Origin of the sequence: Sporomusa aerivorans (genome assembly GCF_041428895.1) — a bacterium.
Classification (GTDB): Bacteria; Bacillota; Negativicutes; order Sporomusales; family Sporomusaceae; genus Sporomusa; species Sporomusa aerivorans.
Genome location: NZ_CP156926.1, coordinates 5,165,962 through 5,189,663 on the forward strand (window position 1 = coordinate 5,165,962; position 23,702 = coordinate 5,189,663).

Below are 23,702 nucleotides of genomic sequence, written 5' to 3' on the forward strand. Positions count from 1 at the left end.
CAACGATAATTCCTACCGCACTGCCGAAGGCAATGCCCATTCCGGCAAAAAAATTACCGGAAAATCTCCTGACCATTGACCCGGGTAATGGCAATTCCTAAGCTGCAATTTTCTCCTGCCGGGAAAACCAAAAGCTGTTTGTCTATAATTTCATAACAAACAGCATATAGCCCGTAACCAATAAAGGTTTACAATTTACTACCTCTTTAAGAAAATCTTTGTTGGCTTTTCTAGAGAAAACCTTTTTTAGAGAAAGTCGGCCCTGATGGGTGTAAATGCGTCGATAAGAATGGAATCATCCTCCAAAGCCACAACGCCGTGCAGTGTATTCCGGGGAGCGTAATAGGTATCGCCGCGCTTAATAATACTTTTCTCCTCGCCGACCATCAGTTCAAAACTGCCTTGCGCCACATAGCCAATCTGCTCATGCTCTTCGTGCTTGTGCGGTGTACCGACACCGCCTTGCTTGAAGACAAATTCCACAAGCATCAGATCCTGGCCATAGCTTAGCACCCGGCGGGTAGTTTTTTCATCAAGCTGTTTATATGGCAAATTCGTGTTACTCATTTTATGATTCCTCCTATTCTCATTTTAGGCTTTTCCCTTGCTTACCGGTAATTTTATTACTATTTTAAAAGAAAATAATCCATTTGTCATGCTCACCAATTGTGCTAAAATAGTACTGAATTGCTATTGTAAAATGCTGTAATGGCTTTTATGCAGGAGAAGAAAAAATCATGTTTGCAACTGCTGACTTTAGTTTTGATCTTATCAGGCACCCGTACCAGCTTATTCACCGGCATTGCACTACGGCTGCTGAAGAATGGGACAAATATCATGCCCATCCGGGTATGGAATTTATTTATGTGCATCAGGGACGGGGCTTGGTGATAATCGATCAGAAAATATTCCCCTTCCAGCCAGGCACACTGATGTATTTTCAGCCTTTTCAGCTGCATCGGGTTAAAACCGAACTCAGCAGCGGTTATTATGTCCGCTCCAAGCTATTATTTGATCCAGCGCTGATCTATCCCTTTCTGGGCTCCTTTAGCTCCTTGCAGCACTTTTTTCACCATTTATGGGAGGAGCAGCTTCCCTGCCAGGTCCTGGGCTTAACTGATCGCACTGCCGAGTTTGAGGCTTTGTTTACCTTGACGCCCCGACCGGAAGCTTCGGCCAGCGTCAGCAGTCTGGAGGACTTCTCATTATTTGCCGGCATTTTTTTGCGTCTGGTAAAACACGGCTGGCAAAAGCAACCGGAGCCTATACCCGCCGGCCAGACTAAGCTCCGCCATATCCATTATGCCGAAACCATTATGCGTTGGCTGCATGCTAATTTTCGTCAGGAATTCAATTTAAACTTACTGACGGCAGAACTGCATCTATCCGCTTGTCATATCTCCCATTTATTTAAGAAAGCCACCGGCGGCACAATTACCGATTATCTGATTTCCCGCCGGTTACGGGAAGCCTGTGTGCTGTTGGCTTCTACTAAATTATCCGTGCAGGAAATCAGCCATTCGGTCGGGATTGCCAACTTTTCTTATTTTTGCCGCCTGTTCAAAAGCAAATACGGTCTGACACCGGCCCAGTACCGCAACCGGACAGTCCAGCCGGTCTAAAGGTGGTGCAATCCAACAGTTCCTTAGCTTAGCGGCCAGACTACAGCCGCCTTGTCAGCAAAGGGCTTATAAGCGCAAAGATGCCTGACCGGTATTTCCGGTCAGGCATCTTTTAAACTTTTAGTGTCCGCAGCAGCAGCCGCTCCCCTGACCATGCTGATGATCAGGCTGTCCGCCGCAGGCATGCTTGACACCGCTTTCCAGTTTCATCTTTTTCATACTGCCACACTGCGGACAGGCAATCTCATAACCGTGCTTGCCCCCCTCGGTACAAGGCACTTCCTCCCAGACATGATGACAATCCACACACTCGAACACTCTGTTTTTCATGATATAGTTTCCTCCTTCAATTGTAATGACTCGCCCTTCTACCAAAGCCATGGCCACCTTACTCCTGGCAGACAGCAGAATTCTCTGAAATGTGGGTCTGGACAATCCCATGATGGCAGCACAGGTAGCCTGCTCATAGCCTTTAACATCTTTCAGGCGAAGAGCTTCCAGCTCTTCTACCTGCACCACAACAGGCTGTCCTTCTTCACTCTCCCTGTCGGGAATAAACTTACGGCATACCGGTTCTTCGTCAACCAAACCACAACAACGTCGCCTCGCCACTGGTAACCCGCCTTTCATTTGGGCATATGCTCAATTTAATTATATTCCAGATTAAGTAAAAAGTCAACATGTATTCAATAACACAATCCGGGTTAAGAAGAGTCGTTCTATTGCCAGCGGCGAAGCGGTGTATGATGGTCGCCTGCGCCGGGCATTGAACTTGGCACCCCTTGTTTTATAAGGGCTTGCTGCCTCGCCAAACTTATAATTTCTGATATAGTAAAAAAAAACGGCCTAAACCTACTTTTACAGGTTTAGGCCATTCCACTTTTATTGATTCACATTTTTGCGCAGTTTTGGCGATAATATCATGGCAATGATCAGGCCAACACCGGAGGTCAGCAGCGAACCGGGCATGTTGGCAAAAGCAATTGCCAGACTGCCTGTCACCTGCCACCAGGCCACAATATAACCGCCCAGAGTCCAGGCGGCCGCCAGTACGCAGCCCAGAACAGCCCGCCATATCCAGTTGCGGCCTTCGCCGGGTCTGACAGGAGCCGGCCACATCCCCTTGGCCACGACGCCGACAATCAGACCGGCAATTCCCTTAATGACAAAAGACCACAGCGTATAAGGAGAAAAACCCATAATAAGATCATAAAAAGCCGAGCCAATCGCACCGGCCAAGCCGGCGTATACGCCGCCAAAACAAATACCGACAGTGTAAAGGAAGGCTGTTCCCAAATGCACCATAGCGCCGACGCCAAATGGAATTTTAAACGAAGTGGCAATAGCGCACATCGCCGCCAATACCCCGCTAAAAACAATGTCCCGTACTGCTAAACTACGCTTTTTAAACATACTCTCGCCTCCTCCCCGTACTACACATTGCCTCTGGCCGCAGCCCGTCGTTCCACCAGCCAGGGCAGCGCGCATTCCAGCAGAACGCCTTCCCGCGTGGGGGAACCGGCCGCATAGGTAGCCTTAATGGCCAGGGCCACAAAGTCTGCCGCCAGCTCAATAGCCTGCGGCACGCTCTCTTTATTTAGCAGCGCCCCGGCCAGGATACTTGCAAAAATATCGCCGGTACCCGGATATCTTGCCGGAATTTGTTCGCTAACCACCTGCCAAAACCGGCCGGTGCTTCGCTCATAGCCAATATTCATAATTTGCCGGCCGGTCAGCGGGATGCCTGTCATAACGACAATACCCGGGCCAAAACCAGCCAGCCGGACAAGCCAGTCCCTAAGCATCGCCGGGTCCAGTACTTGCTCCTGATAACATTCGCCTAATAAAAAACAGGCTTCGGTAAAGTTAGGGGTGATCACATCCGCCTTACTTACCAGCCGTTTCATGTGTATTTGCATCTCGGCCGTATATACAGAATATAGTTTACCTTCATCACCCATTACCGGATCTACCAACACCAGCGGTTTATTGGCGGAGAAGGCATCGATAAACTGCGTCACCGTGTCAATCTGCTCTGTTGAGGCCAGAAAACCGCTGTAGATGCAGTTGAAATCAATTTGCTCCTGCTGCCAGTGCCGGTAGAACTCCGCCATTCGTTCGGTAAAATCATAAAAAGCAATATTCTTGAAACCGCCTAAATGGGTACTCAGTAAGGCGGTAGGCAGCGGGCACACCTGAATTCCCATACAGGCTAAAATCGGCATAATAACAGTTAAGGAGCATCTTCCAAAACAGGAAATATCATGAACGGCTGCCACCCGTGGAACTATTGGTTTCATTGCATTTCTCCCTTACCTTTACTCTTCCTCCTACTATTTTATCCGATAACTAACCCGCTGTTAACTCCCCCTTCTCCAAGCGGGAGTTAACAGCGCCTAAGTACCTAGATAAGAGCGACTAACTTCAGACGGGATTAAAATCCCACCTGAAGCTGTCTACTTTATGACAAAATCCGGCTGCGTTAACCTGATAACCGCCATCAGCAGCACTTGGGCCGCCGCAGCAATATCCTCTATGTCCGCCGATTCTGCCGGATTATGACTGATACCGCCTTTACACGGCACAAACAGCATGCCGGTTGGGGCTATATCGGCCAGGTGCATGGCATCATGGCCTGCGCCGCTTGGCAGCCGCAGAGTATCATAGCCTGAGTCTATTGCTATTTTATCCAGAAATTCGACTATTTCCCGGGAAATCTCCACAGGTTTCTCGTCGGTAAGTGTAACAAATTCGGTAGCAATCTCCCGTCGGCGCTGTATCTCGTCCAAACCGGCTTTGAACTGTTCAACCACCCTTTTTTTGCTGTTTGCGGAAATACCGCGAATATCTACGCCTAATTCGACACGTCCGGGAATAACATTCATGACGCCCGGCTCAGCCTTAATTACCCCGGTTGTGCCCACAGTGCCGTTAGGCCCTTCTTCTCCGGCCAGCTTTTCAATTAATAAAATAATTTCAGCGGCAGCCGTCAGCGCGTCCTGACGCATATGCATAGGAGTAGCGCCGGAATGATCGGCCTGTCCTGTCACAGTTACACGCAACCGGGTAGGCGCCGCGATACCGGTGACTATGCCGATTTGTTTACCCGTGGTTTCCAATACTTTTCCCTGTTCAATATGTAGTTCCAGAAATGCTTTGATAGCACCATGGTATCTGGCCTGGTCAATTTTTTCAGGCGCCAGACCCCGCTGCCGCATGGCGGCTGCCAAGGATACGCCTTGTTTGTCCTGATATTGCTCCAGTTGCGCTCCGGACAGCTTACCGCAAAAAGCCTTACTGCCCAGGGTGGCCATACCGAAGCGGCTGGACTCTTCCGCCATAAAAACAACCAGTTCAATGCCATGGGCGTGCTTTATCCCGTCTGCCTGCAGACACCGGGCAACCTCTATTGCGGCCAGTACGCCGGCCACACCGTCATAGTTGCCGCCATTCGGCACACTGTCGATATGCGACCCCATCAACACAGACGGTGCGTCCGGAAGATAGCCTTCCCGCCTGCCGATAAGATTGCCAAAGGCATCTAACCGGACAGACAAACCAGCTTCTTTCATCAGTTCCAGGATAAAATCACGGGCTTGCCAGTCGGCGTCGCTAAATGCAAGCCGGGTAACACCGCCGTCCTGCGCCCCGATAGCTGCCATGCTTGCAAAATTCTTGGTGAGTCGTTCAGTAGATATCATGATTTTTCTCCTTTTATTATAGTATCCAATAGAGATTAACAGGCGAACATCGAGTACAAACATCAGTACTCCATCACAACACTGGATTAACGGGATATCCCCAGCAATACGCAGAAACGTTGCTGCATATGTTTAATAATAACAAATCGCAGCCAAAGTGTACACTACACCCGGCTGCGATTTTTTCCCTGTTGGCTCTGTCATCAGTCCGTTTTACCCGACCGCTCAAAATTCATAATTACAATGGCTAATAAAGTTACGGCTCCGCCAATAAGCTGGATTGGCAGCACACTTTCACCTAAAATGAAGTACCCGCTGACAACGCCGACAACAGGAACTAAATTAAGATACAGGGTAGTAATAGCAACATCCAAGTGTTTTAAGACGTACATATATAGCAAATAACAAGCCACCGAGCAGAAAACCGCCAGAAACAGCATATGTAAGAACGCGGTCAGCGAAAATATCTGCCACTCGCTTATTTCAGTAAGCGCCAACGGCAGCAAAAAAACTGTCCCGATGATTGTCTGATAGGTGGTCATGCTCATGCCCGTGTATTTGTTTTGCAGTGATTTATTCACCAGTGTATAAAAGGTCCAGGACAACATCGCCCCAATGACAAACAGATTACCGACAAAATTATCTGAGTTTAAATCCAACTGGCCGTTGGCTGTTACCGAAAAATAGGTGCCAACAATGGCAACCGCTATACTAGCAAATTTGACAACCGACAGTCTGGCCCCAAAAAACAAGATATCGAGACCAATCGCCAGAATGGGGATAATGGTGACAATCAAGGAAGCATTGACAGCCGTGGTCAACTTGACACCGATATTTTCAAAGTAGAAATACAGTGTAATGCCCAAGCAGCCGGCTAACGCCATTCGCGGTATATCGGCTTTCTCCAGCCGGGCCCCAGGCTCAAACTTTCTAAGCAAAAGCCCAAGCATCGCCGAGGCAATGGCAAACCGGATAAGCGCCATAGTGACAGGCGGTACTTCAGCCACTGTAATTTTAATACTGATGAAGGATACGCCCCAGAAGAAAATTGTCACAAGCATAGCTATATTGGCAAGTAAGTAATGTCTGTCCCGTAGGCTTACACTGTGTTTTGTTTCCAATGCACTTTCCTGCATAACACCCTCCTGTTTCTTACCTGTACTACTGCTATAGTACCAGCAAAGCCACCGGGTGTCTTGTAAAAAATTGATTCTATTTCAGCTTCCGGTATTTTTCGGGAGTTACCCCGGTGTGACTCTTAAACACTTTATTGAAATGACTCTGATCATAAAAACCGGTTTCACATACCACTTCCACAATCTGCCGCTCCTGCCGCAGTAATTTTTTTGCCAGATTGATTCTTAGTAAAGTTTGATAGGTATGGGGCGGTATACTAAACTCTTCTTTAAAGGACCGAATAATATTAAATTTATTGAGCCCTGACACCTGTTCCAGTTCAGCCAACGTGATTTTCTTCTGATAATTACCATGTAGATACTCTTTGATCAGCCTCAACTTCGGCAGTTCTGTCCCGCCGCGCGTTCCGGCACTTTCCAGGCCTTGCAAGGCCTGCTCAAAAAATTCCAGGATACCGGCTTCCTTTTCCAACGGGCTTGCCGGCGCCGTCAACTGCTTTAGGAGACCGTGCAACACCGGATAATCTGATCGGTCACTGACAAGCGGCCGATGAAAAGCGGCTATTTTCCGGTTGGCCAAGAATAGCCGCAGCCAATTCTCCTCAACAAAAAGCATTTTATATTTCCAGCGGCTTTTAAGATCGGGATTGCAGGAATGCACCAACCCCGGGGGTATCATAACAATTGTCCGCGGATTTACCTCCAGGGTTTTGCCCTCGCACCAAAAAGAGCTTTTCCCGCTGTCCACCACGCCGATAGAATACTCTTCATGCGTATGCTTTTTATAGGCAAGGCCGCCAACATCACACAGCTTCAATTCATAAAAAGGCACGTCTGCATCCCGGTAAAACTCAACCCCCATCGAACTACACCTCCGCATTCACAAAAAAACGGTTATTTGTCAGCCCATTTTTCCGCCTGCTCCTTCAGCCGTTTCCGCCGCCGCCCCAGACGGAACACTCTGTAACTGGGTTAGAAGCATGCCCGTCAGCATCAGACCACAGCCGGTCAATTCCTGCAAGCCCAAGCGTTCGTCAAGCAGCAGGAAGCCGCCCAGAGTGGCAAAAACTGTTTCCATACTCAAAATTATGGCTGCATGCGCCGGGGGTGAGTATTTCTGGCCGATTACCTGTAAAGTATAGGCTACGCCGACTGAGAAAACTCCCCCGTACAATAGAGGTATCACGGCCCCGCTTAAACCTGCCAGGGTTATGCTTTCCGACCAAAGGGCCGTTACCATACTCAGAACCGAACAGGTAATAAACTGATAAAACGACAGTTTCAACACGTCTACCCGGCCGGCATAGTAATCAATAAGTAAAATGTGCATGGCCCAGAACATAGCGCCAACCATTTGCAAGAAGTCGCCATACGAAATCGTGAAACTTTCTTTTACACATAACAGGTATAAACCCACCACCGCCAGGCCGCAGCTAAGCCAGGTACTGTTACTGACACGCTGCTTTAAAAATATGCCCAGAATAGGTACAAGCACTATATACAGGCAGGTAATAAAGGCTGCCTTACCGGCCGTAGTATACAAAAGCCCGATTTGCTGCAGCGAAGCCGCGGTAAAAAGAATAAGTCCGGCAATGAGGCCGGCAAGCGCCACGTTTTGCGGATTTTGTCCGCCAGTTTGACGGGGTTTGTTGCGGTAGAAAAAGAGCAGCGGCAACAGCGACAGACTGCCCAGAGCAAATCTGACACCGTTAAAAGTGAAGGGTCCCACATGCTCCATGCCTACCCGCTGGGCAACAAAAGCCAGGCCCCATATGGCTGCCGCTACTAACAGCAGTAAGTTTGATTTCACTGAACTCATGTTAATACTCCTTCATTTTTATGCTTTGTATGCAGGCCAAATAACCTCAGCAGCAGTACTACTGCGCCAACCGCCAGTCCGGCAATAAACCCGACCCAATATCCGTAGGCCTGAAGTATTGTATACTTTGCCAGCAGATAGCCTACCGGCATCCCGATCACCCAATAGGACATCACAGCCGTTATCATGGTAATCCGAACGTCTTTATAACCACGCAGCGCTCCCTGTATGGGCGCGGCAATGGCGTCGGACAACTGAAAAAAGATGGCATAAACCAAAAAGTTTCTTATCAGTTCATGTACATGGGGTTCTTCGGTATACAGGCTGGCAATGCCGTTATTAAAAGTATACAGGCCAACGGCAACCAGACCGGCAATAACAACGGCCAGTTGTATCCCCAGATAGCTGTACGCCTTGGCGTCAGAATACCGCCGGGCGCCGACCTCAAAGCCCACAACAATTGTCAGTGTTATACCAATACTTAACGGCACCATATAGACCAGGCCGGCAAAATTTATCGCAGCCTGATGGGCGGCAATAACAGCAGTTCCATATTCGGCCATGAGTAGGGCTACCGCACCAAAAACACTGACCTCAAAAAAAATTGAGAGGCCAATGGGCAGTCCGACCGTCAGCAGTTCCCGCCAGGCAGTGAGAGAAATACGGGAAAACCTGCTAAAAATCCGGTAGCCGCGGAACGGTTCCATAAAATGAATAACACCAATGCTAATGATAACAAGGCACCAGTATGTCAGGGCGGAAGCATACCCCGCCCCCACCCCGCCCAATCGTGGAAAACCGTAATTACCCGGAATTAACAAATAATTGAGAGCGATATTGATAGGCACGGCACACAGGGTTATCAGCATAGTAACCCGGGTATATCCCAGTGAATCGATGAAATTTCTGAGCACAGCGGCCAGAAATAAAGGACAGACGCCCAAGGCTAACGCCGCCAGAAAGTGATAGGCAATCCGGTGCACAGCCGGCTCTAAATTCATCGTATTTAAAATCGGCGCCAGCAAAGCCGCGCCAGCGCCAATTACGATAAATCCAAAAAAGAGCGATAAATACAGGCCCTGAACAACGAGAAACGGCATCTCCTGTTTGCGGCCGGCGCCATGAAGCTGGGCCAGAATCGGTGTAATTCCCCCTAACACACCGCCGACGCCGGTGAATATTGGCAACCACAGATTGGAGCCAATGGCGACCCCTGCCAAATCATAGTGACTTATCTGGCCAGACATCACCGTATCAAAAAAGCTGGTTGCCGCCATAGAAAGTTGCGTAATAAATATTGGGAAAAAAATTATCAGAAATTGCCGCGTTTTAGACCGCAGCGAATATGTTTGTTCCACCCGTTCACCTCAGAAAGTAAAGAAAACACGGCTTACGCCATGCCTTGGGCGAAGCGTAAGCCGATGTTGCCCTAATCTTAAAAGAAATCGATATTTTACATCAGGATAAGAAAAGACTTGGTTTGCGCCAAGCCCCACTGGACGTGTCTAGGATTGTGTCCCCTGGAGCAGGCCCTTTCCTACAACATTATATTAACATCAATTCAGCATCACGTCCAGTTAGTCCCGCTCCAGGAAGCAATTTCTCTCTTTTCCACTGACCGGCAGCTAAAGCATAGTTTTCTTGTGCGCGGTTTCATACTTCCTGGCTGCTGTTAATCAGTTCAACGGTATATAGCCCCAGATCGGAATAAACACACGCTTTAATATCATGGTATATCTTCAGGCTGCTGCTCCCAGTCACCTTTTTTCCCTAACCTTCCCCTAAACTTCGCACGCAATCCAGCTATTTTGTCACTAGGGGGCAGTTTACGGAATATACTTTGGGATAATAAAAAATGCCAGCGCGATAACATCACTCTGACACTTTACATAAATTCTCCACCAATTTAGAGATTAGCCCGCCCTTCCGCCTTAGTATCTTCCAGGACAGCGGCTATAGTCAACTCCCCGTTTTGCTCCAGGTCCAGCATAGCGCCGTGTTCAAGCTGCACAAGCGGTCTCAGACTCAGCGGATCATGAAATAATACTATTTTAGCCCGCTTGCCATCGCTTAGCAATACAGTATTGCCGATCATAGTTCTACTCAGGTTGGTTATAAAGGTATAGCAGATTTTAGTATCCAGCTTCTCATACATTTGTTCAAGAATAACTCCCAGCGCAGCGAAGGGCGACATTTTTTCATGATATACACTTGACGTGGTCATCGCCTCGTACATATCGGCAATGGCGACAATTTTGGCGGCAACATGGATCTCGCCGGAATGTAAGCCAAAAGGATAGCCAGTGCCGTCTTCCCGTTCATGGTGCTGCATAATTCCCAGCTTAACATTCCGGGAAAGTTCTTGGCAATCGAGTACAAACCGGTACCCCTGCTGCGGGTGCTTCTTGACAATTTCCATTTCCTCATTAGTAAGACTGCCCGGTTTATCAAGGATACGCCGGGGGATTAAACTTTTGCCAATATCGTGCAGGAGTCCTGCCAGAATTATGTCTTTTAGCTGTTGTCCGGCAAAGCCCAGCCATTTGCCGAGGATACCGGCGATAATGGCTACATTGAGCGAATGGCGGAATGCATTCTCGTTGTGACTTTTCATGCGAAAAATGCTATCCATCACATCAACGACATTAATCATCAGTTCGATGTAGTTATCGACAATTTCCCGGCATTCAGCAATCGGCACCTCTTTAAACAGCCTGACCCGTTCAAAGGTTGTCTCTACCATGTCCAGTGTTTCTCTATAGCTACTAAAAAACGAAGGCTTCTGACTGTATTTTTCATCAGGAAATACTACTTCAACACCAGCAACTGGCAGCTCCCGGAGCTTTTTCACAAGGTTCTCCGTAAGCGGCAAACCCTGATCAAGCAGAATTTGTCCAGAATCGGATATGATTGGCTGGGCAACAACCATGCCTGCATGAAGTTCCTTGGTTTGCACCCGACGTCGGCTCACAAAATCCAGCCCCTAACTTGGTTAATAAAGAAAAAGTCTTTTCCTACTATTTACATTCTACAAAACAGTTCATATTCCTCGTTGCTTTACCTTTTTGCCGGTTTTTCAGTATAATTCTGACTAATCTTAGATTAAAGCAGCCGCCGGTACACCGTTTTTCCCTTTATAACAGTCTCAATAGGAGTAATGTCGTTGTCAAACACCACCATATCCGCCGCCAGCCCGGGGGCAATACTGCCTCTTTCCCTTTCCAGCCCAAGTTTCCGGGCCGGATTACGCGTTGCCATGGCAAGTACTTCATGCAGCGGCAGGCCCGATGTTTGCCAGAAGTTAGCTACCGCCCGGTTAAGGGTTAACACGCTGCCGGCAATAACACCACTCTCCAGCCGGGCTGTCCCGTTTGCCACCCTGACTTGTTGCCCGCCTAAATCGTAATTGCCGTCAGGCATGAGCGCGGCCCGCATCGCGTCGGTAATTAGAACCAGCCGTTCACCGCCTGCCAGCTTGACCAGCAGGCGCTGCATGGCCGGATGCACGTGGATGTTGTCTGCAATCAGCTCACAGGTAGCCAGACTGTCGGTAACCGCTCCTAAAATTCCCGGCTGGCGGTGGTTGGGGACTGCCAGCGCATTAAAGGTGTGGGTAATATGGGATGCACCGGCTTCAATGGCGGCCAGCAACTCCTCATAACCGGCCGCACTGTGGCCAATGGCAACAACAATATTTGCTTTTGCCGCCTGCCGGATAAAACTCAGACTGGCAGGCAGTTCGGGAGCTATCGTGACAATTTTTATTACATCGGCAAAATCGGCAATCTTACGGTAAGACGGCTTTAAAATATGGCGGGCATCCTGTGCACCGCGGTACTCTGCACTGATGAACGGGCCTTCAAGATGGCATCCCAGAATCTTGGCCCCCTGACCTGAGCCCATGCTGGCCCTGATTCGGCTTAAAGCGGCGGCAACCGATACAAACGGCATAGTCATAGTAGTCGGCAAGAACGCGGTCACTCCGGTTGCCGGCAAAGCCTTACTCATCACCGCCAGCGCATCTTCCTCTTCATCCATGGTATCGGCGCCGGCACAGCCGTGAATGTGCAGGTCAATAAATCCCGGGGCCAGGTAATGGCCGCCGGCATCCATTTTTTCGGCCGGCGCATAGGCCGCCAGTCTGGCTTCCGGTACAATGTCAATTATTTTATCTTCATAGACAACAGCATGTTTTTCGAGCACACCTGATGCTGTAACGATTTTTGCATTATATATGGCTTTCAACAGCAGCACCTCTTGTATAACATTCGCCCCGGAAAAAAGAAGCCCTGCCAAGCTACTCCGGCAGGATTCACAATTTTCGCAGTCAGGCGGTATGATTGGCCTTCATAGAGTACTACCCCAGTGCTTTGTCCATATATACAGTGTCTAAGTCGTCCTGGCCGATTACTCTGTTATTATACTGCCGGCTTAACCAGAAAGGATATCCTCCCGGTAAAAACCGGTGGGTGTGCAGGCAAATGGCGGTATAGCCCACCTGCCGGCTATAATCCTCAATGGCCGCAACGAGCGTGCCGGCGATACCCTGCCGGCGCAAAGAGCCAGCGACATAGCAGCGGGACAGCTCTGCCGTCCTGTCTACATCATAGCAGCCTTTGACATGTTCAATTCTATCATCATATGGCCGGATGGCTATTGTCCCGACAACGCTTCCGTCCTGGTCAAAGGCGGCAAACATGGTCGACCTGGCCTCCTGGGTATACGCCTCCGCCATATGGGACAGATCCCAGCGGACGGCAACATCGGGGATATTCGGATAGACTTCATGTAGCATCGGAATTATGAAAGCAAGCGCCTGGGAAACATCATCGGCCGTTAGCTTGCGAATGGTCCAGCTTTTATGGATAAGTTCCATTGACAACCGCTCCTTCTGCATATTGCTTAGCTTCATTTAACATACCTTCGCGGCTCGCTAACTTACATGCCATGGCAACTTCAGAAAATTTCTGACCGCTGGCTGAAATTATTTGGTCTGCGCGGCCGCCGCCAGGTTTTCCGCCGCCAACTCCTGCTTCCGGGTACAGCCTGCCGGCTCAGGCGGCAGCACCGCGGCTAGCAGAGCCCTGGACACCGGATGGCTAAGGCTATGAATATCTGCCATAGTATCCAGTCTTTCCACAATTCCGCCGGCGTGCATAACGGCCAGGCGGTCAGCCAGATGGGCCACGGCTGCCAGATCGTGGGAGATAAAAACATAGGACATGTTAAGCTCTTGCCGTAAACCGGACAGCAATGCCAAGATCTGAGACTGTACCAGTACGTCCAGACTGCTGACCGCTTCGTCCAGCACAATCAGCTTGGGTCTCAAGGCAATAGCCCGGGCGATACATACCCGCTGCAACTGGCCGCCGCTGAACTGATGCGGATACTTGGCGGCATCTTCGGCGCTAAGCCCCACAAGCTCCAGAAGTTCGCCAACTGACCGCAGCTGTTTCCGGTAGCTTAAGCCGGTAAAATTTTTTAGCGGCTCGGCAATGCTCTCGCCGGCTGTCAGACGGGGATTCACCGAGCTGAAGCAGTCCTGAAACACCACCTGCAAATCACGCCGGACGTTCCGGACAGCCGCTTTATCCTTACCGTACAAATTGACGCCCTGAAAAAGAACCTCGCCGGCTTCCGGCTTTTCAATGCCAAGAATAATCCGGCCCAGAGTACTCTTGCCTGAACCGCTTTCGCCGACAAGGCCAAGGCACTCCCCGGCCGCCAGCGACAGGGATACGTCCCGGGTGGCCTGTACTTTCCTGCCCTGCTTGAAAATACCGCCGCCATGAAAATGCTTATTTACGCCCCGTAGTTCAAGAAGCATTTGTGCTGCTGCCATCGGCGCCCCTCCGTTTGTGTGGTAAATTGATACTGCGGCGCGCATTCAGCAAGAGCTCAGTATACGCATGCCGCGGCCGGGCAAACAGTTCGGCAGCCGGCGCCTGTTCCACAATTTGACCGCCCTGCATGACAGCCACCGAATCCGCCAAACGGGCAATTACCCCAAGATCATGGGAGATAAGCAGAATACTGGTGCCAAATTCCCGCCGCACCTCAGCCAGTAAATCAAGAATCTGAACCTGCGATGTGGCATCCAGGGCCGTAGTCGGCTCATCGGCAATAATCAGATCGGGTTGTTGGGCCAGGGCAATGGCCACCGTAATCCGCTGCAACATGCCGCCGCTTAATTCAAACGGATATTGAGAGAGCAGTAACCCGGCATCCGGCAGGCCTACTCTTGTCAGGTACTCCTCAGCCATAATTCTGGCTGCCCGGATGTCTGTTTTGCCGTGAGCCAGTAAAGTCTCCACAAAATGGTCGCCAATCGTCCGGATGGCATCCAGGGCGCTCATGGGATTCTGCATAATGAGCGCCATCCTGTCCCCCCGCAGCTCCCGCCACTGGCCGGATGTAAGGTTGTCAAGACTTTTACCGGCTAAGTGGATCTGTCCGCCTGTCCTTATCATACCGGCCGGCAAAAGATTGAGGATGGCCATACAGGTCATGGTTTTGCCGCAGCCACTCTCGCCGACCAGTCCAAATATTTCGCCTTTAGCTATCTGAAAGGTAAGCTTGCGTACGATAGGCAGCAACCGATCCTGCTTTCTCACAGCAACCTCCAGATTCTCCACCGCAAGCAGCGGCTGCTTCATTATAACCTCCACCCTTTCTCACTAGCCGTTTCGCTTGGGGTCAACCATGTCCCGCAAGGCATCACCCAGTAAATTAAAGGCCATCACAACACTCAGAATCATCATTCCCGGGTAAGCCATCAGCGACGGATAACCCCGCAGAAACTGCCGGCCGTCATTAATCATGGCGCCCCACTCGGGCGTAGGCGGCTGAATTCCAAGCCCTAAGAAGGACATCCCGGCAATATGGAGGATAACCCAGCCGACATCCAGTGTTGCCAGCACGGCAATCTGCGGCAGAATGTTAGGTAAAATGTGTCTGGCAATAATGGCGGCTGGCCCGGTTCCGGCCACTTTGGCCGCCAGAACATAATTTCTTTCCTTCAGACTGAGCACCATGCCCCGGATCATCCGGGCATACCAGGCCCACTGGGACAAAGCCATAGCCAGGACCACATTCGGCAGGCCCGGACCCATAAATCCCACTAAAGCCAACGCCAGAATGAGACTCGGGAAAGCTAGAAATATATCACAGATCCGCATAATAAGCGCATCCACCCTGCCGCCGGCAAAGCCGGCAACAGCGCCGACCACGGTACTGATGGCCAGCGTTACCGACATAACGGCGAAGGCTGCTCCCAGGGAAACTCTCGCCCCGTACATGAGCCGGGACAAAATACAGCGGCCAAGATGATCTGTTCCCAAAGGGTAGCTGCTATCAGGCGGCATTAATTTTCGTACCAAAGAAACCTCGTTGGGATCATGCGGCGCCAAAACCGGTGCAAAAACGGCCAATACAATATTAAACATTATAATTGTTAGACCAACCGCCACCAGAGTACGTCTGATCGCAAACTTCCGAAAAAAAGCTATGGCCATACTCCTCATGAAGATTCCCCTTTCAGGCGAATCCGCGGATCAAGCCACGCATAGGCAATATCCACCAGCAAATTGGCGACAACAAACACTACTGCCATTAAGAGCACAAAACACTGTACTACCGGATAATCCCGGTTCAAAATAGCCGATACGCAAAACCGGCCAATCCCCGGCCAGGAAAACACACTCTCCACAATCACCGACCCGGACAACAAATGCCCGATACTCATACCCAATGCCGTCACCACCGGCAGCAGGGCATTTTTGAGGACATGCCGGCCGATAATCCGGCTTTCGGCCAGGCCTCTTGCTCTGGCATACAGCACAAACGGCTGGTCGAGATTCTCCAGCATACTGGTTCTTAGCAAGCGTATATAAGTGGCAATATAGCTGAAGGACAAGGTGAGCGCCGGCAAGATAAAGTGTTCCCAGGAACCCCGCCCCAAGGTGGGTAACAGGTCCAGTTTCAACGCAAAAAAATACATCAGCATAAATCCCAGCCAGAAGTTAGGCGTAGCCGCACTGGTAAAGGCCAGCAGGCGGCAGAAATTATCAAACCAGCCGTCTTTATAGAGGGCGGAAAAGATACCCATGGGAATACTGAGCGCCAGGGTAATTACCAGTGAAGCACCTGCCAGTTCCACCGTGGCCGGCAATAACAGCAGCATTTCATCCCACACCGGCCTATGGGTCGCATAAGATTTGCCGAAATCGAGCGTTAGCGCCTTTACCAGCCAATCCCAGTACTGAACCGGCAGAGGGCGGTCCAGGCCGAGTTCGGCCCGGACTGCCGTCACTGCGCTTTCCGTCGGCGGGATCTGTGATAATCTCAAATACGCCTCCGCCGGGTCACCCGGCGTAAGGCGTAAAATGAGAAAGGTAATAAACGATATGCCGACAAGTACAGGTATCAGGCTAAGCAGGCGTTTGACAACATAACTAACCATACAGCCTACCTCTTCTATTCTAAAAATTACTGGACATCCATACCGGCAAACGGAATCTCATACTGACTGCCCATAAAGGTAACACCGGTAACATTCTTCGGATATACGGCAATGGTTGTCAGGTAGGACAGCGGCAGATATACGGCCTGTTCGTGCAGCGTCGTAAAGATTTGCCGGTACATTTCCTGCCGTTTGGCTTCGTCGGTGCTTACGAGAACTTCGGAAGCCAGCCGGTCGATGTCTGCTTTCATGGGAAGGCCCACCTGAGCCTGGTAATCGGCATGGGCCGGTTCGCGCATCGACCCAACCAGCGAATGCGGATCATAGGGAGCCCCCCAGGTATCGCTGTAAATCAGATTAAAATTGCCGCTCTTCTGGCGTTCGCCAATGGCTCCCTCTTCCTCGCCGGTGAGTTTAACTTTGATACCGATCTTCTTTAAGTCTCCCTGCAGGACTTCACCAACCGATTTCTGGATAGCGTCGGTGCTTACAAAACAGGCTTCCAGTTCAAGCACCTGACCGTCTTTTTCCCTAAACTCCTTACCCGGCACTTCTTTCCAGCCGGCCTCTTCCAGCAGGGCTTTGGCCTGGGTTTCGCTATACTCGTAAGGTTTTAAGCCCAGATTGCAATACGGGAAGTTCGGGGCCAGCAAGGTATCGGCCTTTAACTCGGTACCGAAGAGTATCCCTTTAACAAAGGCGTCTTTGTTAAAGGCATGCTGAATTGCCTGGCGGACTTTAAGATCCTTAGTCGCGCCTTTATTGGAATTGATAGCCATCACCCGGGTTGCCAGCGGCTCAGATAATTTGGTTTCATATTTACCGGATTGCTGCAGTTGTTTGAAGGCATCCAGGCTGATGCTGCCGTTGCCGTAGATCAGATTAAGTTCTTTCTTTTCAAAGGCGACTACCCGGGATTCGCTGTCAGGAATGATTTTTACGATCAGCTTGTCGACCTTGGGCTTGGGCCCCCAGTAATGCTCATTGCGGACAAATACAGCCACTTCGCCCTGCTTATACTCGCTTAATACCCAGGGGCCGGTACCCACTGGCTTTTTGATGCCTTCGCCGGTATTGCCGCTATCCGGAAACTGGGAAGGCGCCAGGAAACGGATAGGCCGGATGAGGGCCAATTCCTGGAGTACAGGATAGTAGGCTTCTTTTAGCACCAGTTTGAAGGTGGTGTCGTCAATAACCTGGGTTTCTTTGATTTGCCTGATAAACGCCAGCCAGTCATGGCGCTTGCTGTTGGCCAGCACGGCGTCAAAATTCTTTTTGACGGCGGCGGCGTTGAAGGGAGTGCCGTCGGAAAACTTTACATCCTTGCGCAGCTTAAATATATATTCCTTGCCGTCAGGCGAGATTGTCCAGCTCTCGGCCAGCCAGGGGATAATCTTGCCGTCGGCGCTGTACTGTACCAGCGCTTCGTAAACCAAGGCCTGCGCAAACATTTGGTTGGGATTATACAGATGCGGATTTAAAGGGCCAATGTCTTTGGCCCAGGAAAAATTCAGGATCTTTTCTTTAGCCGGCGACTGACTTGACTGCGAACCACAGCCAGCTGCCATACTAACTATGAGAACCAGAGAAATGAATAATACTGCATACTTTTTAAACTTATGAAACTGTTTTGCTGCCACTGCCAACTGCTACCACTCCTTATTATTTTTATTTATGCCAAACCCAGTGTCTTGACCGGACTAACCTTTTGGCCTAGCTAGCGCATTTTTCCGCACTGCGTCGTTGTCATCGCCTTGCATTGAAAAAAATCTACGCCATCTAACCTGATATCCAATCCGGCCAAGGCATTGACTACTACAGCCAGCCTGCCTTTTCTATTTTTACAACAAAAAAAGGCATGAAAAACCACGGGGACTTCACGTCCTGAGCGGCTTCATGCCTGTTTATCGTTCTTTTATTCTAATAATATTTTAAATTACGCTCACAAGGAGTTTTCTTAACTCCATTTCAGAATAATTGTACAATGTTATCCTCGTTTTGTAAATAGTGAAAAATTTATCTATCTTTGCCTGGCAAATTAATAAGCACCAAGTACTCCCAGTACAGATATTACTCCATATACATTTCACAAACATTTACAACATGTGACAATTCATGTAAAATGCGAAAGGAATTTTAAAGTAGGATGCGAAATAGAACTATGAAATTCAATAAAGATTTTATCTGAGGCAGTGAGTAACGCTCCGACGCCGACACTCAACTATGGGCTTACCTCGCTATCGGCGTGTAAATCTTTATTGGCTACTCTCAATATGCTATAGGAGCGATTATGACGCGACAACGGTTAGCTATTATTGGACCGGCTGACTCCGTAGAGTTGATTCTGTCTGTGGCACGGCAAAAAGAAGAAATATTTGTTTTAGTGCCGATTATCTATCGGGAGGCGGCGGAAGTACCAATCATTTTGAGCCAAAGGGCCAAAGACGCCGATATTTTTCTTTTTTCCGGGATAGTTCCTTATAACTATGCCTTGAGCGTTCCCCGCTGGACAAAGCCGCTGCTGCATATTCCCCACACAGGCTCAAGCCTTTACCGTATTTTTGTGCAAATTACTCATCAGACCGGCAAATCTTTGGAACATATCAGTTTCGACACGTTCAGCCTTTGGGAAATTGAGGAGACTTTCCGTGATATCGGTCAGCCTATGCCGCCCGTTTATATTAAACACTACGAGGGCGTCATTTCCGCCTCTGAATTGACCTCGTTTCACTGTGATCTATGGAATAAAGGACAAATACAGGCTGCCGTAACCTGCTTTCATCAAACTAGTGAAGAATTGAACGCCCTGGGCATTCCCGCTTTTCGCATCTGGCCGACAAGGGACAGCATTCGGGCCTCATTGGATGCGGCGGCACGGGTAGCGGAAAGCATACGTTTTCTGGAAGCTCAGATTGCAGTTGCCCATGTTGCCATTGACGGCTACGGGAATTTGGTGCGGGGGGCTAACTCCAGCTATGACGTAAATCGTATAGAGGTCCGACTGTATGAAATTCTTATCGATTTCGCCCAACAGATCGGCGGCTCGATAATTTCGCAAGGCGGCGGGCAATACATCGTATTTACCACCAGGGGACGAATCGCCGAATTAACGAGAGATTTTACGGTATTGCCTGTTTTGGATGTAATAATGCAAAAATTACGTGTGCACGTCAGTGGCGGTATCGGGTTTGGCGCCACTGCCTATCAAGCGGAAGAGAATGCGCATTTGGCGCACGGTCTGGCACGCCGGCAAGGAGCCGGCCAATGGATGATCATCACCGACGAACACGTGGCAATTGGACCGCTCAATACAGTTGCCTATCTGAGGTATCCGGTGGGTGAAGGCAAAGCCAAGCGCAAAACCTGGACTAAGTTGCTGCAGATCAGCCCTATAACGCTTGACCGTTTGGCGGACTTTATGGAAAAAGTGGCATCTTCGGCGATCAGAGTGGACGAACTTGCCGCTTATTTGGACATTACTTCCCGCAGTGCCCGCCGGATTATAAATACAATGCAAAGTGCGGGATTGGTTCAATACTGCGGCGAAGAAGCTTCTGAACGGGGGCGGCCACGCAAAATTTATTGTTTTGTCGGTGACCGCATCTTGAAATAAAAGGAATTTTTTATGTCCGTAACATATTAATACCGGGTAGCCTTAAATATTTATACGTGATATACGAATGTTAATAACCGCCGCCACCGCTGCTCATAGTTCTGAGCAGCAGTGACGACGGTTATTTCTTTTGGGGAGCAAAACCCACAAAAGCTTAATGATAATGATTATTACAGTGCATAAAATCCCATCTCGTGTTTATCTCATTTTTCAAATTTAGGACCGAAATTAAATATGTTACGATGTTGTCAGAAATTCCTCCGGGAAAAAGTTATGTTAATTCAAGTGCTAAAGTTTGCATTATATTTAAAAATCCGGGCGAGGTGACCCTGTGGTAAATCAATCTTTATTGCCCTATCCATTAACCAGGATGATTGAATGGCGCCGCCACTTTCATGCCTATCCGGAACTGAGCGGCGACGAATATCAAACCAGGGAGTTTGTGGTGAAGCAACTCCGGGAAATGGGAATCCATACCCGTACATTCTCCTCTCATGCCGGTGTCTTAGGCACGATTGAGGGGCGCTCTCAGGGCGGTGTCATCGCTCTGAGAGCGGACATGGATGCTTTGCCAATCCAGGAAATAAATGACGTCGCTTATAAATCCACCAAGCCAGGCGTCATGCATGCCTGCGGGCATGACGGACACATGGCCGTGTTGCTGGGAACGGCTGAGGCTTTGCAGCAAGGCCGCGACAAATGGTCCGGGACAATTAAACTTTTTTTCCAGCCGGCGGAAGAAGCAGCTCCGCACGGCGGCGCGCCTTCTATGATTAAGGATGGTGTGCTGGAAACTCCGGCAGTTGACGCCATTTTCGGCCTTCACATGTGGCCGGAGCTTCCCTGCGGTGTTATCGGTATCCGCCGGGGCGCGATCATGGCCTCCTCCGACCGGTTTACCCTTCGGATTTTCGGCGCAGGAGCCCATGCGGCGTCGCCGCATGAAGGCAATGACGCCATCGCAATGACCGCCGACATTTTAAATGCGCTGAGCCGGATTATCCACCGTCAGCTGGATCCCCGGGAGACGGCCACCATATCTGTCGGTACTGTTCACGGCGGCGAGCGCTACAACGTCATTGCAAAGGAGGTGACGCTGGAGGGCACTGTTCGCACGCTGAATGAAGAAATAAGGCGAACAATTCCCGAAAAAATGCGGCAGATGATTACCGGCGTTTGCTCGGGCTATGGCGGTACCTTCCAGCTCGATTACCAATTCGGCTATCCGTGCCTGCACAATAGTGCGGATGAAGCAAGTGTGGTCATTATGACCGCCAGCCGCCTGCTTAAAAGTGAGCACATTCTGCTGGACATCAAACCCAATCTGGGGGCGGAAGATTTCGCCTATTATACGCAGCAGATCCCCGGCGCGTATTTTATGTTGGGTTGTGGCATTAAAGACAGCGAGTTAAAGTATCTGCACAATGGCAGCTTTGATATGGATGAGCGGGCGTTGCTTATCGGGGCGCAAATCCTGGAGGAAACGGCCTTGTCGGCTTTGACGATGGTAAGCCGGCGGCGTGAGGAAAATAATGCGAAGTAATTCGCTATTATAAAAATATTAAGCAGGAGGTATTTGCATGTCAGCCGGAACGCAACCAAGCTTACCAATTAAAGAAAAACGCAGTTATTTCCAGCGGTTTCTGGATATGGTTGAAATCGTTGGTAACAAATTCCCGGCCCCGTTTATTCTGTTTGCAATGCTGTCGGTACTCGTTCTCATCTTTTCCGTAGTTCTTGAGGGCACTGCCGTATCGATTATCGACAAAACCGGTAAATCTGTACCGGTCACAGTGATCAGCCTGGTGAATGCCGAAGGATTTCGGTATATACTCGAAAATATTGTAAAAAACTTTGTTAACTTTCCCCCTTTAGGTCTGGTTGTCACCATGATGCTGGCGATGGGTCTGGCGGAAGCCACCGGCTTAATTGGCGCTGTAGTTCGCAAGGTTCTGCTGGGGGTTCCTTCCTGGGCGGTTACGGCAGCGGTTTTCTTCATGTCGATTATGGCCCACCTTGCTTCAGACGCGGCCATGGTTATTATGCCGGCGACGGCCGCCGCTATTTTTGCCAGCATGGGCCGAAATCCCATTTTGGGAATGTCCGTTGCTTTTGCGGCTACAGCCGCGGGCTTCAGCGCCAATTTTGTACCGACAGGCACAGATGCCCTGCTCTCCGGTATTACAGCCACCGCCATCGGCAATATACCGCAAACCGCGTCTTCCCCCACCCATTTATTGATTAATTATTATTTCATGAGTTCCTCAGCTGTCATTCTGACGATCGTCGGTACCATTGTCGCCGAAAAAGTAATAGCGCCGCGCTTAGCTGATATGAGCATTGACTTGTCGGCAAGCAAATCGGACGATGAAAACGCTTTGACGCCGGCAGAGCTAAAAGGTTTGAAATATGCCGGCTGTACGGCGCTTGTTTATTTTGGGCTGGTACTGGCGCTGACTGTACCGGAAACCGGCTTGCTGCGCAATCCGACTACGCGGGCGCTCGTACCGAATTCGCCGTTGCTGTCCGGGATGATTCCCCTGCTCTTCTTCTTTTTCGTTTCCACCGGCACCGCGTTTGGGATCGGCAAAGGACTTATCCGTACCAGCGATGATATTCCCAAATACTTACTGCAGGGCCTGAACGGCGCTATGAGCTTTATTGTTACCGCCTTTGCCGCCGCACAGTTTATCGCCTGGTTTAACAAAACCAATCTGGCTACCGTAATTGCCGTAAAAGGAGCCGGCCTGCTGCAGGATATTCATTTCACCGGTATTCCGCTAATTATTGCTTTCATTGCCGTATGTGCCTTCGTCGACTTGTTTATGATGAGCGGTTCGGCCAAATGGCTGTTTATGGCGCCCATCTTTGTACCGATGTTTGGACTACTGGGTTTCCAGCCGGCTTTGACGCAGGCGGCGTATCGCGTTGGCGAAAGCTGTCTTAATGGCATTTCACCGTTGAACTATTATATGCCGGTGATTTTGGGGATTATGGCCAAGTATACAAAAAATGCCGACGCGGGTATGGGAACGCTCATGGCGACACAAATTCCTTATGCATTCTCGTTCCTGGTCGTTTGGACTCTCTGGCTGTTGGTGTTTATGTTCCTTGATTTGCCGCTGGGTCCTGGCGCAAGCATTTTTATCAAATAGGCTGACACTTGAATTACGCGGAATGCCCTGACAGTTACTTTTACTGACAGGGCATTCCGCGTAATGATATAGTTCCGGGATCGCCACCGGAACGGTCTCTGTTTTCTGCTAAAATCTAATGTTGGTAACCAAATGATAGAATGGCTTGTAGTCGCCAGAGCCATTACCGCCGGAGATTATCAAGGTGCCCGGGTG

21 protein-coding genes are annotated in these 23,702 nt (G+C 49.8%); 4 read left to right on the forward strand and 17 right to left on the reverse strand.

The window, feature by feature from the left end; genetic code table 11:
- Nucleotides 1-246: 246 nt before the first annotated feature.
- The gene (locus SATMO3_RS24745) at nucleotides 247-567 is read right to left on the reverse strand and encodes a cupin domain-containing protein (RefSeq protein ID WP_371372688.1); all 321 of its coding nucleotides are present in this window, start codon (nucleotides 565-567) and stop codon (nucleotides 247-249) included.
- Between the two features lie 170 nt (nucleotides 568-737).
- On the opposite strand from SATMO3_RS24745, the gene SATMO3_RS24750 reads away from it, so the two are divergent.
- Nucleotides 738-1,622: a helix-turn-helix domain-containing protein gene (locus SATMO3_RS24750; RefSeq protein WP_371372690.1), complete on the forward strand. Its 885-nt coding sequence runs from the start codon at nucleotides 738-740 to the stop codon at nucleotides 1,620-1,622.
- A gap of 120 nt (nucleotides 1,623-1,742) precedes the next feature.
- Here the strand turns inward: SATMO3_RS24750 and SATMO3_RS24755 are convergent, their stop codons facing one another.
- From SATMO3_RS24755 to nikA, 16 genes are all read right to left on the reverse strand, one after another.
- The gene (locus SATMO3_RS24755; protein ID WP_371372692.1) at nucleotides 1,743-2,234 is read right to left on the reverse strand and encodes a DUF134 domain-containing protein; all 492 of its coding nucleotides are present in this window, start codon (nucleotides 2,232-2,234) and stop codon (nucleotides 1,743-1,745) included.
- 270 nt (nucleotides 2,235-2,504) lie between these two features.
- A complete protein-coding gene (locus SATMO3_RS24760; protein WP_371372695.1) occupies nucleotides 2,505-3,035 on the reverse strand; it encodes an ECF transporter S component in 531 nt (176 codons plus the stop codon).
- A gap of 20 nt (nucleotides 3,036-3,055) precedes the next feature.
- On the reverse strand, nucleotides 3,056-3,922 hold the full coding sequence (locus tag SATMO3_RS24765; RefSeq protein ID WP_371372697.1) for a pyridoxamine kinase: 867 nt from the start codon (nucleotides 3,920-3,922) through the stop codon (nucleotides 3,056-3,058).
- Nucleotides 3,923-4,078: 156 nt separating this feature from the next.
- Entirely contained in the window at nucleotides 4,079-5,323 is a 1,245-nt protein-coding gene (locus tag SATMO3_RS24770) for a Zn-dependent hydrolase (protein WP_371372699.1), read from the reverse strand.
- 203 nt (nucleotides 5,324-5,526) lie between these two features.
- A complete protein-coding gene (locus tag SATMO3_RS24775; protein WP_371372701.1) occupies nucleotides 5,527-6,459 on the reverse strand; it encodes a DMT family transporter in 933 nt (310 codons plus the stop codon).
- A 76-nt stretch (nucleotides 6,460-6,535) separates the two neighbouring features.
- Nucleotides 6,536-7,321 (reverse strand): AraC family transcriptional regulator, encoded by a 786-nt coding sequence (locus SATMO3_RS24780; protein WP_371372703.1) that lies wholly within the window; start codon nucleotides 7,319-7,321, stop codon nucleotides 6,536-6,538.
- A gap of 39 nt (nucleotides 7,322-7,360) precedes the next feature.
- On the reverse strand, nucleotides 7,361-8,278 hold the full coding sequence (locus SATMO3_RS24785) for a DMT family transporter (RefSeq protein ID WP_371372705.1): 918 nt from the start codon (nucleotides 8,276-8,278) through the stop codon (nucleotides 7,361-7,363).
- A complete protein-coding gene (locus tag SATMO3_RS24790) occupies nucleotides 8,275-9,636 on the reverse strand; it encodes an MATE family efflux transporter (protein WP_371372707.1) in 1,362 nt (453 codons plus the stop codon). The genes SATMO3_RS24785 and SATMO3_RS24790 overlap by 4 nt, the downstream gene beginning before the upstream one ends.
- Nucleotides 9,637-10,184: 548 nt before the next feature.
- Entirely contained in the window at nucleotides 10,185-11,249 is a 1,065-nt protein-coding gene (locus tag SATMO3_RS24795; protein ID WP_371372709.1) for an HD-GYP domain-containing protein, read from the reverse strand.
- 131 nt (nucleotides 11,250-11,380) lie between these two features.
- Entirely contained in the window at nucleotides 11,381-12,532 is a 1,152-nt protein-coding gene (gene nagA, locus SATMO3_RS24800) for an N-acetylglucosamine-6-phosphate deacetylase (RefSeq protein ID WP_371381791.1), read from the reverse strand.
- Between the two features lie 103 nt (nucleotides 12,533-12,635).
- Entirely contained in the window at nucleotides 12,636-13,190 is a 555-nt protein-coding gene (locus tag SATMO3_RS24805; RefSeq protein ID WP_371372711.1) for a GNAT family N-acetyltransferase, read from the reverse strand.
- Between the two features lie 72 nt (nucleotides 13,191-13,262).
- On the reverse strand, nucleotides 13,263-14,120 hold the full coding sequence (locus tag SATMO3_RS24810) for an ATP-binding cassette domain-containing protein (RefSeq protein ID WP_371372713.1): 858 nt from the start codon (nucleotides 14,118-14,120) through the stop codon (nucleotides 13,263-13,265).
- Nucleotides 14,095-14,934, reverse strand: a complete 840-nt coding sequence (locus SATMO3_RS24815; protein ID WP_371372715.1) for an ABC transporter ATP-binding protein — start codon at nucleotides 14,932-14,934, stop codon at nucleotides 14,095-14,097. Before SATMO3_RS24815 ends, SATMO3_RS24810 begins: the two co-directional genes overlap by 26 nt.
- Before the next feature lie 21 nt (nucleotides 14,935-14,955).
- Nucleotides 14,956-15,801 (reverse strand): nickel ABC transporter permease subunit NikC, encoded by an 846-nt coding sequence (nikC, locus tag SATMO3_RS24820; protein ID WP_371372717.1) that lies wholly within the window; start codon nucleotides 15,799-15,801, stop codon nucleotides 14,956-14,958.
- Nucleotides 15,798-16,739, reverse strand: a complete 942-nt coding sequence (gene nikB / locus SATMO3_RS24825) for a nickel ABC transporter permease subunit NikB (RefSeq protein ID WP_371372719.1) — start codon at nucleotides 16,737-16,739, stop codon at nucleotides 15,798-15,800. Before nikB ends, nikC begins: the two co-directional genes overlap by 4 nt.
- Before the next feature lie 26 nt (nucleotides 16,740-16,765).
- Entirely contained in the window at nucleotides 16,766-18,379 is a 1,614-nt protein-coding gene (gene nikA / locus SATMO3_RS24830) for a nickel ABC transporter substrate-binding protein (protein ID WP_371381792.1), read from the reverse strand.
- A gap of 650 nt (nucleotides 18,380-19,029) precedes the next feature.
- On the opposite strand from nikA, the gene SATMO3_RS24835 reads away from it, so the two are divergent.
- The 3 genes from SATMO3_RS24835 (at nucleotide 19,030) to SATMO3_RS24845 (ending at nucleotide 23,507) form a co-directional block, all read left to right on the forward strand.
- Nucleotides 19,030-20,352 (forward strand): GTP cyclohydrolase, encoded by a 1,323-nt coding sequence (locus SATMO3_RS24835; RefSeq protein WP_371372721.1) that lies wholly within the window; start codon nucleotides 19,030-19,032, stop codon nucleotides 20,350-20,352.
- 331 nt (nucleotides 20,353-20,683) lie between these two features.
- Nucleotides 20,684-21,895, forward strand: coding sequence for a M20 family metallopeptidase (locus SATMO3_RS24840; RefSeq protein ID WP_371372723.1), 1,212 nt, complete (start codon nucleotides 20,684-20,686; stop codon nucleotides 21,893-21,895).
- 37 nt (nucleotides 21,896-21,932) lie between these two features.
- The gene (locus SATMO3_RS24845; RefSeq protein WP_371372725.1) at nucleotides 21,933-23,507 is read left to right on the forward strand and encodes an AbgT family transporter; all 1,575 of its coding nucleotides are present in this window, start codon (nucleotides 21,933-21,935) and stop codon (nucleotides 23,505-23,507) included.
- The last annotated feature ends 195 nt before the right edge of the window (nucleotides 23,508-23,702 follow it).

Bases quoted from the DNA above. Each gene is read 5' to 3' on its own strand.
- SATMO3_RS24845 (WP_371372725.1), top strand. From the start codon at position 21,933: ATGTCAGCCGGAACGCAACCAAGCTTACCAATTAAAGAAAAACGCAGT.
- nikB (WP_371372719.1), bottom strand. From the start codon at position 16,739: ATGGTTAGTTATGTTGTCAAACGCCTGCTTAGCCTGATACCTGTACTT.
- SATMO3_RS24780 (WP_371372703.1), bottom strand. From the start codon at position 7,321: ATGGGGGTTGAGTTTTACCGGGATGCAGACGTGCCTTTTTATGAATTG.
- SATMO3_RS24760 (WP_371372695.1), bottom strand. From the start codon at position 3,035: ATGTTTAAAAAGCGTAGTTTAGCAGTACGGGACATTGTTTTTAGCGGG.
- nikC (WP_371372717.1), bottom strand. From the start codon at position 15,801: ATGAGGAGTATGGCCATAGCTTTTTTTCGGAAGTTTGCGATCAGACGT.
- SATMO3_RS24785 (WP_371372705.1), bottom strand. From the start codon at position 8,278: ATGAGTTCAGTGAAATCAAACTTACTGCTGTTAGTAGCGGCAGCCATA.
- SATMO3_RS24815 (WP_371372715.1), bottom strand. From the start codon at position 14,934: ATGAAGCAGCCGCTGCTTGCGGTGGAGAATCTGGAGGTTGCTGTGAGA.
- SATMO3_RS24745 (WP_371372688.1), bottom strand. From the start codon at position 567: ATGAGTAACACGAATTTGCCATATAAACAGCTTGATGAAAAAACTACC.
- SATMO3_RS24750 (WP_371372690.1), top strand. From the start codon at position 738: ATGTTTGCAACTGCTGACTTTAGTTTTGATCTTATCAGGCACCCGTAC.
- SATMO3_RS24805 (WP_371372711.1), bottom strand. From the start codon at position 13,190: ATGAAGCTAAGCAATATGCAGAAGGAGCGGTTGTCAATGGAACTTATC.
- SATMO3_RS24770 (WP_371372699.1), bottom strand. From the start codon at position 5,323: ATGATATCTACTGAACGACTCACCAAGAATTTTGCAAGCATGGCAGCT.
- SATMO3_RS24835 (WP_371372721.1), top strand. From the start codon at position 19,030: ATGACGCGACAACGGTTAGCTATTATTGGACCGGCTGACTCCGTAGAG.
- SATMO3_RS24810 (WP_371372713.1), bottom strand. From the start codon at position 14,120: ATGGCAGCAGCACAAATGCTTCTTGAACTACGGGGCGTAAATAAGCAT.
- SATMO3_RS24765 (WP_371372697.1), bottom strand. From the start codon at position 3,922: ATGAAACCAATAGTTCCACGGGTGGCAGCCGTTCATGATATTTCCTGT.
- SATMO3_RS24775 (WP_371372701.1), bottom strand. From the start codon at position 6,459: ATGCAGGAAAGTGCATTGGAAACAAAACACAGTGTAAGCCTACGGGAC.